We start from the raw sequence: 13,009 nt of genomic DNA, 5'->3' as shown, positions 1-13,009 counted from the left end.
CCTTTGTTCGCCGTCCCCTGTGGGAGCGAGCTTGGTCCGGGCGGCGTTCCGACGATGGGGGCCTCACTGACTGAATGCGATCTCGATCAACCGATGCAACTCTTCGACCTCAAGCGGTGCCTCGGAAAACAGGATGCGAAACACCGTTGGCGCGGCGATCAGATTGATCAGGTGATCGACACCGGGCTTGGGCTCATTTGGATAGCGATCCAGAATCGTCTGAAGTTGCCCGCCAATAATGGTCGCGCAATAACTCGGCTTCAGCGCCGCCTGCACGTCGCACAGCATGTTGCGGCCGGGCTCGGAGCTCATCTCGTCCAGGTACTGCTCGGCCCACGCCCGCACGTCACCGTGAAGGCTGCCGGTATTGGCCGGCTCGTTGTCGGGCTGCATGCGGGCGAGGGCGACGTCGGCCAGCAGCGCCGACACATCGCCCCAGCGTCGATAGATGGTGGACGGGGTGACACCCGCGCGCGCCGCAATTTGCGGCACCGTCACGCTGGCGCGGTCCTGTTCCTCGAGGAGTTGGCGCACGGCCGAATGAATCGACTCTTGTACCCGGGCGCTACGGCCACCGGGGCGTAATGTGGGAGCTGTCATCTTGTGTTTCCTGTATTGCACCGGGTCTTGCGGCTGGCACCCGGTCCTGAAAGTCATGTTTCGGACCTTAACACAAAGAATTTGCTTTAAGAGGGATCCAGTAGCACACTCCGCAAAAGCGAAAAGTTAGCTTTTGCGGAGTGTGCCCATGTCCAGTTCTCATTCAAACCGAGCCAGCCTGTGGTTTCTGGCCGTTACCTTGCTCAGTTTCCTGGCGGCCTCCACTGCGCCGACGCCGCTGTATCACCTGTATCAGGAACAGATGCAGTTTTCGGCAGCGACCCTGACCCTGATTTTCGGCGTGTACGCCCTCAGCCTGTTGGCGGCGTTGCTGACGGTCGGCTCGCTGTCGGATTACCTGGGGCGCAAACCGGTGATCTTTACGGCGGTGCTGCTGAACATCCTGGCGATGTTGCTGTTTATCTACGCCGACAGCGTTGCGTGGCTGATCAGTGCCCGGGTCCTGCAAGGGTTTGCCACCGGCATGGCAACCGCCGTGTTGAGTGCAACCTTGCTGGACACCGATCGCCAGCAAGGCCCACTGGTCAATAGCGTCGCGCCCTTGCTCGGCATGGCCCTGGGTGGAATGGGCTGCGGTTTGCTGGCCGAGTTTGCCCCGGCGCCGTTGCACCTGACCTATTGGCTGTTACTTGTTCTGTTCGCGATGCAGGCCGTATTTGTCTGGCGTTTGCCGGAGAGCGTCACGCGCCAGTCCGGAGCTTGGGCATCATTGCGACCCACCCTGCATGTGCCTGTCCAGGCGCGCGCAACGTTGTGGCGGGTGTTGCCGCTCAACACGGCGACCTGGGCGCTGGGCGGATTCTACGCGTCGCTGGCACCTTCACTGGTGCGTACGGCGACCGGTTCAACCTCGAACCTGATTGGCGGGGCGACCGTCGCCGCATTGACGGTGACCGGCGCCCTGATGATTTACACCCTGCGCAATCAGGCGGCGACCAAGGCGCTGCAACTGGGCGCCAGTTCGTTGCCGGCGGGAGTTGTCCTGATTCTACTGGGTGTGCACAGCGCCAGCTTGCCGCTGTTTTTCCTCGGCACGCTGGTCGCCGGTTGTGGCTTCGGCGCCGGTTTCCTCGGGGCGGTACGCAGTCTGGTGCCGCTGGCCTTGCCCCATGAGCGCGCCGGGTTGATGTCGGCGTATTACGCGCTGAGTTATCTGGCGTTCTGCCTGCCGGCGCTGCTGGCCGGCAACCTGGCGCGGACCTTTGGTCTGGTGGCAACGACCGATGGTTATTGTGCGGTGCTGATGGTGCTGGCCCTCAGTGCAATGGCGGGTTTACTGCGATCACGTTCGGTCAGGGCCTGCGAGGCCAACCGGTAAAATTGAGTTAGCCTTGGCCCCTCTCAGCTCACTCGAAGGATCGGACCATGAAAATCATCCGCAGCAAATCGTTCACTGGCGAGCGTGCCTGGGCCGCGCTGGACATCGCCAGCATGAACGGCATCACCACGCGGCTGCACTGGACCGATCAGCCCTACAAGTGGCACGTCAACGATGGCGAGGAAGTGTTCGTGGTGCTCGATGGCCAGGTGCAGATGCGTTATCGCGAAGATGGGGTGGAGCGGGAAGCTTTGCTGGAGGTCGGTGACATTTTTTATGCCTCGGTTGGCACTGAGCATGTGGCGCATCCGGTAGGGCCGGCTCGGATATTGGTGGTCGAATCGGAAGGAAGTGTCTGATCGCATATAGGTAATATCGATAAGATATAGAGATATTACCCGTTATATAGATATTCTATTCAGATCTAACATGGGCTCTACCTCACGAGAGGACAGGAGTTCGCCATGACATGCGCCAATAGCATCAAGCCCGGAATCAAACCTTTCAGTCACTTGCAACATCCCCGCGAGGTGATCCGCCAGTTCACCCCCAACTGGTTCGCGGCCACCATGGGCACCGGCGTGCTGGCGTTGGCACTGGCGCAATTGCCGGTCGCCATGCCTGCCTTGCACGCCTTTGCCGAAGCCCTCTGGCTGTTCAATATCGCTCTGTTCCTGCTGTTTACGGCGGTATACACGGCGCGTTGGGTACTGTTTTTCGACGAAGCGCGGCGGATTTTCGGCCACTCCACGGTTTCGATGTTTTTCGGCACCATCCCCATGGGCCTGGCGACCATCATCAATGGCTTCCTGGTGTTTGGCCTGCCGCGCTGGGGCGAAGGTGTGATTCACGTCGCCGAGGTGCTGTGGTGGCTGGATGTGGCCATGTCGCTGGCCTGCGGCGTGCTGATTCCCTACATGATGTTCACCCGTCAGGAGCACAGCATCGACCAGATGACAGCGGTCTGGCTGTTGCCGGTGGTCGCGGCAGAAGTGGCGGCCGCCAGCGGGGGGCTGTTGGCGCCGCACTTGGCCGACGCTCATTCGCAACTGGTGGTGCTGGTGACCAGCTACGTGCTCTGGGCGTTTTCCCTGCCGGTGGCCTTCAGCATCCTGACCATTCTGTTGCTGCGCATGGCTCTGCATAAGTTGCCTCACGAAAACATGGCCGCCTCGAGCTGGCTGGCCCTTGGCCCGATCGGCACCGGTGCGTTGGGCATGCTGGTACTGGGCGGCGATGCACCGCTGATTTTCGCGGCCAACGGTATGCCGGGAGTCGGAGAGATTGCTGCAGGACTGGGTCTGGTAGCCGGCATCACCCTGTGGGGTTTCGGCTTGTGGTGGATGCTGATGGCGTTGCTGATCACTGCGCGCTACCTGCGTGCCGGCATTCCCTTCAATCTCGGCTGGTGGGGCTTCACTTTCCCGCTGGGCGTCTATTCTCTGGCGACGTTGAAGCTGGCCAGTACCTTGAACCTGACGTTCTTCAGTGTGTTTGGCTGCGTGCTGGTGGCGTTGCTGGTGGTGATGTGGCTGATCGTCGGCAAGCGCACGGTGCTGGGCGCCTGGCGCGGTGAGCTGTTTGTCTCGCCGTGCATTGCCGGATTGAAGAAATAACCGGCAAAGATTAGGTAAGGTGTGGCCTGGATCGACTTTTGATAATCCAATAAGAATCCAGGCCACTTGCTACCTAACATCAGGGACACATGGAAGATGAGTCACCCCTCACAGTTCACCTTGCTGCGCACCCGGCGCTTCCTGCCGTTCTTCGTCACCCAGTCCCTCGGGGCGTTCAACGACAACGTGTTCAAACAGTCGTTGATCCTCGCCATTTTGTACAAGCTGACCATCGAAGGTGACCGCTCGATCTGGGTCAACCTGTGTGCGCTGCTGTTTATCCTGCCGTTTTTCCTGTTCTCGGCCCTGGCCGGGCAATTCGGGGAAAAGTTCGCCAAGGACGCGTTGATCCGCCTGATCAAGCTTGGGGAAATTGCCATCATGGCGGTCGGCGCGGTCGGCTTCATGTTCGATCACTTGTCGTTGATGCTGGTGGCGTTGTTCGCCATGGGCACCCACTCGGCGCTGTTCGGGCCGGTGAAGTACTCGATCCTGCCACAAGCCCTGCATGAAGATGAGCTGGTAGGCGGCAACGGCCTGGTGGAAATGGGCACCTTCCTGGCGATCCTTGCCGGCACCATTGGCGCCGGGGTCATGATGTCTTCGGCGCATTACGCGCCGGTGGTGTCCATGGCGATCATCGGCACTGCCGTGCTCGGCTACCTGGCCAGTCGCAGCATTCCCCGTGCGGCGGCCGCCACGCCGCAAATGCGCCTGAACTGGAACATCTTCAGCCAGTCCTGGGCCACGTTGAAACTGGGCCTGGGGCAAACGCCGGCAGTGTCACGCTCGATTGTCGGTAACTCGTGGTTCTGGTTTGTCGGGGCGATTTACCTGACGCAGATCCCGGCCTATGCCAAGGAATGGATGCACGGCGACGAAACCGTGGTGACGCTGATTCTGACGGTGTTCTCGGTCGGTATCGCATTGGGTTCGCTGCTGTGCGAGAAGCTCTCGGGGCGCAAAGTAGAGATTGGCCTGGTGCCGTTCGGATCGTTCGGCCTGACCGTTTTCGGTCTGCTGCTGTGGTGGCATTCTGGTGGAATCCCGGACAGCGCCACCGGCCATGGCTGGATCGAGATCCTCGGTTTTGGCCACGCCTGGCTGGTGTTGTTCGATATCCTCGGCCTGGGCGTCTTCGGCGGTTTCTACATCGTGCCGCTGTACGCGCTGATCCAGTCTCGTACCGCGGAGAACGAACGGGCGCGGGTGATTGCCGCCAACAACATCCTCAATGCGTTGTTCATGGTGGTGTCGGCGATTGTCTCGATCGTCTTGCTGAGTGTGGCCAAGCTGTCGATCCCGCAGCTGTTCCTGGTGGTGTCGTTGCTGAACATCGGCGTCAACGCCTACATCTTCAAGATCGTCCCCGAGTTCACCATGCGTTTCATGATCTGGCTGCTCAGCCACTCCATGTACCGCGTCGAGCATCGCAATCTGGATTTGATCCCCGATGAAGGCGCGGCGTTGCTGGTGTGCAATCACGTGTCATTCGTCGACGCCTTGCTGATTGGCGGCGCGGTACGTCGGCCGATTCGCTTTGTCATGTACTACAAAATCTACAACCTGCCGGTGCTGAACTTCATCTTCCGTACCGCGGGGACGATTCCGATAGCTGGGCGCCAGGAAGATATCCAGATATATGAACAAGCCTTCACGCGAATTGCCCGGTATCTGAAGGACGGTGAGCTGGTGTGCATCTTCCCCGAGGGTAAATTGACCGCCGATGGCGAGATCAATGAGTTCAGGGGCGGGTTGACGCGGATTCTCGAAGAGACGCCGGTGCCGGTGATTCCGCTGGCCTTGCAGGGGTTGTGGGGGAGTTTCTTCAGCCGCGATCCGGGTAAGGGGCTGTTTCATCGCCTGTGGTCGCGGGTGACATTGGTTGCAGGGCCGGCGGTGGCGGTTGAAGTGGCGGAGCCGGCGAAGTTGCAGGCGTTGGTGGGGGAGTTGCGCGGGGCTGTCAGATAGCGGTTGTTTGCGCGAGCCGCTTCGCGAGCAGGCTCGCTCCTACAGGTTTTGTGTTGTGCCACACAGTAGGCACGCCTTCAATCCCTGTGGGAGCGAGCTTGTCTCCGGGCGGCGATCCGACGATGGCGGTCTGAAAGTTAAGCGCTGACCTTCAGGCCAACAAGCCCGGAAATGATCAACGCCACACTCGCCAACCGCACCAGCGCCATGGATTCGCCAAACAGGATGATCCCGGCGATCACCGTGCCAACGGCGCCGACCCCGGTCCAGATCGCATAGGCCGTACCCAGCGGCAATTCCTTCATTGCAAGGCCGAGCAAGCCAAGGCTGATAGCCATGGCTGCAACGGTCAACACAGTGGGGAGCGGGCGGGTGAAGCCGTCGGTGTACTTGAGGCCGACGGCCCAGCCGACTTCGAACAGGCCGGCGAAAAACAGAATGATCCAGGACATGAATACCTCCATCGTCTGACGGGGTCGTCCCCTGATTAATGACTCGATCGAGCCGCGAGGTCGTCCTCGCGTTGCGCAATATAGTGCCCAGCATTAACCCAGGGATCAAGTTTTCAGATCAAGATCGCGGATCAAGATCGCGGATCAAGATCGCGAGTCAGTCACTGACCTGTTGCGCCGCCATTTCCCGATCCTGTTTCTCGCTCATGCGGCGGAAATACGTGGAGAGCAATGCTCCGGAAATGTTGTGCCAGACACTGAACAACGCACTTGGCACCGCCGCCAGCGGCGAGAAGTGCGCACTCGCCAACGCGGCACCCAATCCGGAGTTCTGCATGCCGACTTCCAGGGCCAGGGACTTGCGCTGGGCCAGTGGCAGCTTGAACAGGCGCCCGGTGAAGTATCCCAGCAGGTAGCCGAAGCTGTTGTGCAGCATGACCACGGCCATGATCAACAGGCCGGACTCGGCAATCTTCGCCTGGCTGGCGGCGACGACTGCCGTGACGATGATCACGATGCTGACCACCGACACCAGCGGCAACACGTCCACGGCGTGGCGAACCTTGTCGCCGAACACCCGTTGGGCAACCACCCCCAGCACGATTGGCAACAGCACTACTTGCAGGATCGACCAGAACAACTCCATGAACGACACCGGCAACCAGGCCGAGGCCAGCAGCCAGATCAGGGCTGGAGTCAGCAGCGGGGCGAGGAGGGTGGTGACGGCGGCGATGGCCACCGACAGCGCCAGGTCGCCACGGGCCAGCCAGGTCATCACGTTCGACGAGGTGCCGCTCGGGCAGCAGCCGACCAGAATCACGCCGACGGCGATTTCCGGCGGCAAGTGGAACGCTTGGCAGAGCAACCACGCCACGCCGGGCATGATCACGAAATGTGCAACCACGCCCAGGGCCACGCGCCATGGATGGCGAGCGACTTCGGCGAAGTCTTCGAGTTTGAGGGTCAGGCCCATGCCGAACATCACCAGCCCCAGCAGGGGCACGATGGCGCCTTTGAGGCCGAGGAACCATGCGGGCTGCAGAAACGCCACGACAGCGAAAATCAGTACCCAGTAAGCGAAGGTATTGCCGACAAAACGACTCAATGCAGCCAGTGCGCGCATGGTCCGATCCTTGTTTTTAGACACGCTACATAAAACTGTGGGAGCGAGCTTGCTCGCAATGAGGGACTACCATTCAACAGGGATGTTGACTGACATTCCGCTATCGCGAGCAAGCTCGCTCCCACAGGGTATTCATCGACTGATTCAGATCCCCTGCGGAGTCTCTTCGCCACCCAGCGCTTCAACCAGCGCCGGCAGGAAGTCGCCAAAGGTCAGCATCATCAGGGTGAAGCTGGCGTCCAGCTGGCCCAGGGCTTCGTCGCCGCCGTCCTGTTCCGCCTGGTCTTGCAGCAGGTCTTCGAACTTCAGGCGCTTGACCACCATTTTGTCGTCGAGGACGAACGACAGTTTGTCCTGCCAGGCCAGGGACAGTTGAGTGACCACTTTGCCGGTGCTCAGGTGCAACTGGATTTCTTCGCTGGTCAGGTCCTGGCGCTTGCAACGCACGATGCCGCCGTCTTCGTGGGTGTCGCGCAGTTCGCATTCGTCCAATACAAAGAAATCGTCCGCGGCTTTCTGGGTGGTGACCCACTCGGTCATGGTCGCGGTCGGGGACATCTTCACGGTCAGTGGACGCACCGGCAGGGTGCCGATCACTTCACGCAATGTGGACAGCAAGTCTTCGGCGCGTTTCGGGCTGGCCGAGTTGACCAGGATCAGGCCCTGTTTCGGCGCGATGGCGGCGAAGGTCGACGAGCGGCGAATAAAGGCGCGGGGCAGGAAGGCCTGGATGATTTCATCCTTGATCTGATCGCGTTCCTTCTTATAGACCTTGCGCATTTGCTCGGCTTCGATCTCTTCGACCTTTTCCTTGACCGCGTCACGCACGACGCTGCCCGGCAAAATACGTTCTTCCTTGCGCGCGGACACCAGCAGGAAGTCACCGCTGACGTGCACCAGTGGCGCATCTTCGCCTTTGCCGAACGGCGCGACGAAACCGTAGGTGGTCAACTCCTGGCTTGCACATGGGCGCGCCAGTTTGGTGGCCAGTGCAGTTTCCAACGCCTCGGCATCAACAGGCAGATCTTGGGTCAGGCGATAGATAAGCAGGTTTTTGAACCACATGGGGTGAGTCTCTCCTTTATACAAAGGGGGGCATTATTGTCTTCGCCGTGCCATAGGCCAACCTTTCTCTAAGCCTTTGGAAGGGCTGAGAAAATTATTTTAAAAAGTGCTTGCCAGAGGTTGGGTCGCTCCGTAGAATGCGCGCCACACCGAAGCGAAGGGTGATTAGCTCAGCTGGGAGAGCGTCTGCCTTACAAGCAGAATGTCGGCGGTTCGATCCCGTCATCACCCACCATTCGTTTTCAGTGTTACGCGCAGCGGTAGTTCAGTCGGTTAGAATACCGGCCTGTCACGCCGGGGGTCGCGGGTTCGAGTCCCGTCCGCTGCGCCATATTCGGTAACCTGGAACACTGAACGCCAGGTCACCACGGAAAAGCCCGCTTAGGCGGGTTTTTTTCTGCCTCAAGTTTGACTGTTGTTCCTGTGGGTTGCATCGTTTCACCGGTTTTTAGATTTTTTTGAAAAAAACTTCAAATAAATCAACACTTTATAAAAACCTGTGGCATAATGTGCCCCGCAACGAAGGTAAAGGGTGATTAGCTCAGCTGGGAGAGCGTCTGCCTTACAAGCAGAATGTCGGCGGTTCGATCCCGTCATCACCCACCACTTACTTTCAACGCTACGCGCAGCGGTAGTTCAGTCGGTTAGAATACCGGCCTGTCACGCCGGGGGTCGCGGGTTCGAGTCCCGTCCGCTGCGCCATATTCGGTAACCTGGAACACTGAACGCCAGGTCACCACAGAAAGCCCGCCTAGTGCGGGCTTTTTGCTGTCTGGCGTTTGGCCAGTCCATAAAGCGATCCGAGGATCGCTTTTTTTGTGCCTGCCCGATTATTGCTCGGCGTTGCGCCTGTGGCGGTAGTCGCTGACGGCTTCATACACTGCCTTGCGCAGGCGATTGATCCCGCCGATGGGGCGGTGCGCCTCGATGCCGAACCAGGGATTGAACGACTGGTTGTCGCATTGCAGGTTCAGCGCCGGTGTATCGAAGTCCTGCGCCGGCACATTGATCCGCGCCACCGTCTCGAAGGGCGCATCGCTCTCGCGCCACTCAATGCTGGTGTCTTCGATCGGCATGTACTTGTTGGCGTCCTGTCGCTGGATCTGCAAGGCGAAACACGCAGGCACCCGGTCGGTCGACAGCTGTTGGTTCAGCGCATTGCGCAGAAAGTTCGGCAGCTTGCGATTCTGTTCCGGCAGGTTGTAGGCCGGGCAGCTCTCCGGATCAGGCATGACCCGGAACTTCGCATTGGCTTCACCGAATTTGTAGGGTGAAACCGAAAAGTACGTCGTCTGGGTCGGGCTCGACGGGGCAGGGGCCAGTGTCGCCAGGGCAATGAACAGGTGGCGAACCTGCCAGGCGCGTGGATCCCAACCAGGGAAGAAGGCCATTACCTTTTTACCGTCGGCCTGGGCGGCGACGTTCTGACGATACTCGGCGACATTACTGACAAAGAAATTCGGGTGGCTGAACATCACAAAGTCCTGTTCGCCTCGCCCCTGCTGGTCGCTCAACAGTTGCTTGCCCGGTACATCGAACAGTTTGATCGCCATGCCCCGGGCGTCACGGATGCTGTCGAACTGCGGGTAGGCATTGCCGTTGGACAGGCGCATCGTCGCTTGCCAGGTTTTGCCCGGTTCACTGAATACGCCCTGGCGCAGTTCGTCTGGCAGTTCCGGCAGCACCTGAACCTCGGCCTTCACACAGCCGTGGGCCTTGGCATGGGCGTCGCGCAGGTAGCGGGTGCTTTCACGGTGCTGATCGACGATGCGCACAGCGGTCTGGATGATGTCCCGGGTCATCGCGGCTTCGTCGTCCGCAATCAACTCCTGCGCCGAGACCGGCCCGCGATGCTGCCAGGCAAACCAGGCGCTGGCCAGGGCCCAGCCCAGCACGCCGAGACCCAGTAGCCACAGCAACAGCCTGGCGAGAAAGGCGCCCAGGCGCAGCCAGAGTGTTATCAGCATGGAAAAGTCCCCCTGACTGAAGCTGTAATCATGGCAATTGTGCTTCCAGCGGGCCGCCCAGCACTTTCAGGTATTCCAGCAGTGCCCAGCGCTCTTGCGGCTGTAACCCGCGGCCGATCACGCCATTGCCGAGTTTGCCGGCGCGGAATTCATGGCCACTGTTGTGGTTGCCGGTGATTCGCGTGTCGAACAGAAAACCGTTGGTAAAGGCTTCGGTGCGGTAACCCAAGTGTCCCGGGTCATATTCGAAGGTGCCTTTATAGAAGGTGGTCGCACGCTCATCCTGAGGCGACAGCAATTGATAAATGCTCGGGATCGAACCGTTGTGCAGGAACGGCGCTGTCGCCCATACACCCGCCAATGGCCTGGCCTTGTAGGAACGTAATTCGCGCACACCGATCGGCAGGCCGAAACCGTCCATTTCAGGACGCTCGGCAGGGGTGACGTTGGCGTCTTGATACGCGCGGTCCCGGACAAATGCGGTGACGTAGGCCAGCCCCTTGGCCACGGACATCTTGCTCAGGTCCATCGGTTCTTCGGGTTTTGGCTCGACATCGAGTTTTTCCAGTTCCGCCTGCTTCCATTGCAGCGCTGTCAGGTCGAAGCGATGGTCGGCGATGTTGTTGGCCGCGCCGGGATCGGTGCCGATGTAATCCACCGGGAGCATTTTCAGGTGCTGGACGTATCGCCCTTCGCCCTGGCTGGTGCGCGGTACATGACAACCGGCGCAGTTTTCGGCGAACAAGGCGCGGCCCTTGGCTGCCAGGGGCTTGTCGACCGCGCCCAACAGGTCTTCCGGCCAGGCCGGAGGCGAAAGTCGTTGCAGGGTTTGTTCGATCAGGTGCAGATCGCGCACGCGGACACTGGAGGGATAGCGGGCATCACCCGTCAGCGGCTGGCCGTTCTTGTCGAAGAAGTTCAGCGTGGCGCCGACGCCCAACGCCTCGCCGATGTTGCGGGCCATGGGTTGCTTCGCCGAGCCGTTCCACTGCACCCATTCGAAGGTCCACATGTCCCACAACTGCGGATAATCGACCGGGGCATTGGCCACGCGGTAGTTGTCGGGGGAAATCGCATCACCGAAGCTGGCGTTGGCGATGCGCCCGAAGGCGTCTGTGCGCCCCGGGCCTTCCTCGGTCGGATAGAGCCCGCGATGGGTGTCGTTCCAGGCCACTTTGAGGAAGGTATCCAGTGAAGATTTGAAATCTATGCGCAACTGATGGTGGCGCGTCTCGTAGTCCTGGCCGAGCACATTGCGTGCAAAGCGCTCGAATTTCCACGGGTTGTAGTAAGTGGAGGCGAGGCTGGCCACCAGAGCCTGTCCGAAACTGCCCCCTTTGAGCGTAGGAACACTGGACGGCAGCACATGCTGTGCCGAGCCGCCGTCGATACGCACGGCCTGACCGTTGAAACGCAGTTCACCGGTGTGGCAGGCCGCGCAGGTGATATCCAGAAACACATCCGGGCTCCCCGCATTCTGGTGTCGGGTAAAGCCTGCGGGGAGGTTGCCGGGGTTGTTCGGTGTCGGCTTCTGGCCGGGGTCCACCAGGAAACCGAAGCGGGCGAGGTATTCGGGGGCGGCGAAGCGTTGTTGCGAGAAGGGCAGTTCGAGGGTGGTGAACCAGTCGTAGTGCAAGCCTTTGACCTGAGTGCCCTGGGGTGTGAAGTAATAGGTCTCGCGATCGGCGGCGCTCCATTGCTCCAGGTAATGCACCTGTTGCGCAGGCGACCAGGCGGGCAATTTCGGGTTGGCGACGTAGTAAAGAACCACGGCCATGACCAGTCCCAGCAGTACTGCGACGAGAGCCAGCAAGCGAAAGAAGAGGCGCAAGATAAACGTCCTTGTCGAATTATCATGCAGTTATGCCCGAGTACCCAGGGTGCGGCAAGAGGCCATTACGCCAGATGCTGTAGTTCCGGAATCCGCCTGCGTCGGCGCAAAGTGAAAGAAGCTTCATCAGCCGAATTGTGAAAAGCGTTTAAACACCTGAACTTATCAATTGATTCCGGCTCTCATGCCGGTAGCCATTGGTCGTGGCGGCCTGATAAGCTCGCGGCTTTACTCGATTGCCCTTTAGGCGCATGAACAAGGAAATAGCATGAAACAGCATCGGTTGGCGGCGGCGGTAGCCCTGGTTGGCCTGGTACTCGCGGGTTGTGATTCGCAGACCAGCGTAGAGCTGAAAACTCCGGCGCAAAAAGCTTCCTACGGCATTGGCCTGAACATGGGCAAGAGCCTGGCTCAGGAAGGCATGGATGACCTGGATTCCAAGGCTGTAGCCCAGGGCATCGAAGACGCCGTCGGCAAGAAAGAGCAGAAGCTCAAAGACGAAGAGTTGGTCGAGGCGTTCGCCGCACTGCAAAAGCGTGCCGAAGAGCGCATGGCCAAGATGAGCGAAGAGTCGGCCGCTGCCGGCAAGAAATTCCTCGAAGAAAACGCCAAGAAAGCCGGCGTGACCACCACCGCTTCGGGCTTGCAGTACGAAGTCGTGCAGAAAGCCGATGGCCCTCAGCCAAAGCCGACTGACGTAGTGACCGTTCACTACACCGGCAAGCTGACCAACGGCACCGTATTCGACAGTTCCGTCGAGCGCGGCAGCCCGATCGATCTGCCGGTCAGCGGTGTGATCCCGGGTTGGGTCGAAGGCCTGCAACTGATGCACGTTGGCGAGAAGTACAAGCTGTACATCCCTGCTGACCTGGCTTACGGCGCTCAAAGCCCGAGCCCGGCGATTCCAGCCAACTCGGTGCTGGTATTCGACCTGGAACTGCTGGCCATCAAGGATCCGGCAAAAGAAGACGCCGCTGCCAAGTAACCAGCGCCTGCTTCGATAACAACGCCTCGCTCATGCGGGGCGTTGTTGCATCTGGCGTTC

The 13,009-nt window shown here is 59.9% G+C and carries 11 protein-coding genes and 4 tRNA genes; 9 read left to right on the top strand and 6 right to left on the bottom strand.

Annotated elements, in window-relative coordinates:
• Positions 1–63: 63 nt before the first annotated feature.
• A complete protein-coding gene (locus VC35_RS02605; protein WP_046037611.1) occupies positions 64–600 on the bottom strand; it encodes a TetR/AcrR family transcriptional regulator in 537 nt (178 codons plus the stop codon).
• A 148-nt stretch (positions 601–748) separates the two neighbouring features.
• Between VC35_RS02605 and VC35_RS02600 the strand changes: the two genes are divergently transcribed.
• From VC35_RS02600 to VC35_RS02585, 4 genes are all read left to right on the top strand, one after another.
• Positions 749–1,939, top strand: coding sequence for an MFS transporter (locus tag VC35_RS02600; RefSeq protein WP_046037610.1), 1,191 nt, complete (start codon positions 749–751; stop codon positions 1,937–1,939).
• Between the two features lie 47 nt (positions 1,940–1,986).
• Entirely contained in the window at positions 1,987–2,298 is a 312-nt protein-coding gene (locus tag VC35_RS02595; RefSeq protein ID WP_046037609.1) for a cupin domain-containing protein, read from the top strand.
• A 105-nt stretch (positions 2,299–2,403) separates the two neighbouring features.
• Positions 2,404–3,555: a TDT family transporter gene (locus VC35_RS02590; RefSeq protein WP_046037608.1), complete on the top strand. Its 1,152-nt coding sequence runs from the start codon at positions 2,404–2,406 to the stop codon at positions 3,553–3,555.
• 96 nt (positions 3,556–3,651) lie between these two features.
• Positions 3,652–5,526, top strand: a complete 1,875-nt coding sequence (locus VC35_RS02585) for an MFS transporter (protein WP_046037607.1) — start codon at positions 3,652–3,654, stop codon at positions 5,524–5,526.
• 137 nt (positions 5,527–5,663) lie between these two features.
• On the opposite strand, the gene sugE is transcribed toward VC35_RS02585, so the two are convergent.
• The 3 genes from sugE to rdgC form a co-directional block, all read right to left on the bottom strand.
• Positions 5,664–5,978 (bottom strand): quaternary ammonium compound efflux SMR transporter SugE, encoded by a 315-nt coding sequence (gene sugE, locus VC35_RS02580; RefSeq protein WP_007977599.1) that lies wholly within the window; start codon positions 5,976–5,978, stop codon positions 5,664–5,666.
• Between the two features lie 157 nt (positions 5,979–6,135).
• Complete coding sequence (locus tag VC35_RS02575; RefSeq protein WP_046037606.1) at positions 6,136–7,101, bottom strand: bile acid:sodium symporter family protein; 966 nt, start codon at positions 7,099–7,101, stop codon at positions 6,136–6,138.
• A gap of 144 nt (positions 7,102–7,245) precedes the next feature.
• Complete coding sequence (gene rdgC / locus VC35_RS02570; protein WP_007969735.1) at positions 7,246–8,166, bottom strand: recombination-associated protein RdgC; 921 nt, start codon at positions 8,164–8,166, stop codon at positions 7,246–7,248.
• Positions 8,167–8,325: 159 nt separating this feature from the next.
• On the opposite strand from rdgC, the gene VC35_RS02565 reads away from it, so the two are divergent.
• The 4 genes from VC35_RS02565 to VC35_RS02550 all read left to right on the top strand — a co-directional run bounded on the left by VC35_RS02565 (position 8,326) and on the right by VC35_RS02550 (position 8,868).
• A tRNA-Val gene (locus VC35_RS02565) sits at positions 8,326–8,401 on the top strand.
• A gap of 19 nt (positions 8,402–8,420) precedes the next feature.
• A tRNA-Asp gene (locus VC35_RS02560) sits at positions 8,421–8,497 on the top strand.
• 199 nt (positions 8,498–8,696) lie between these two features.
• Positions 8,697–8,772: transfer RNA gene (locus tag VC35_RS02555), tRNA-Val, on the top strand.
• A 19-nt stretch (positions 8,773–8,791) separates the two neighbouring features.
• Positions 8,792–8,868 (top strand) — tRNA-Asp (locus tag VC35_RS02550).
• Positions 8,869–8,996: 128 nt separating this feature from the next.
• Here the strand turns inward: VC35_RS02550 and VC35_RS02545 are convergent.
• Positions 8,997–10,133 carry a catalase family protein gene (locus tag VC35_RS02545; RefSeq protein WP_046037605.1) on the bottom strand — a complete coding sequence of 379 codons (1,137 nt, stop codon included), beginning with the start codon at positions 10,131–10,133 and terminating at the stop codon, positions 8,997–8,999.
• Positions 10,134–10,161: 28 nt separating this feature from the next.
• Entirely contained in the window at positions 10,162–11,964 is a 1,803-nt protein-coding gene (locus VC35_RS02540) for a di-heme-cytochrome C peroxidase (protein WP_046037604.1), read from the bottom strand.
• 268 nt (positions 11,965–12,232) lie between these two features.
• Between VC35_RS02540 and VC35_RS02535 the strand changes: the two genes are divergently transcribed.
• Positions 12,233–12,949, top strand: coding sequence for a BamJ family beta-barrel-assembly machinery protein (locus VC35_RS02535; protein ID WP_046037603.1), 717 nt, complete (start codon positions 12,233–12,235; stop codon positions 12,947–12,949).
• Positions 12,950–13,009 lie beyond the last annotated feature (60 nt).

The organism is Pseudomonas fluorescens (assembly GCF_000967965.1).
Lineage (GTDB): Bacteria > Pseudomonadota > Gammaproteobacteria > Pseudomonadales > Pseudomonadaceae > Aquipseudomonas > Aquipseudomonas grandcourensis.
This window is presented reverse-complemented; position numbering and strand designations above follow the sequence as displayed.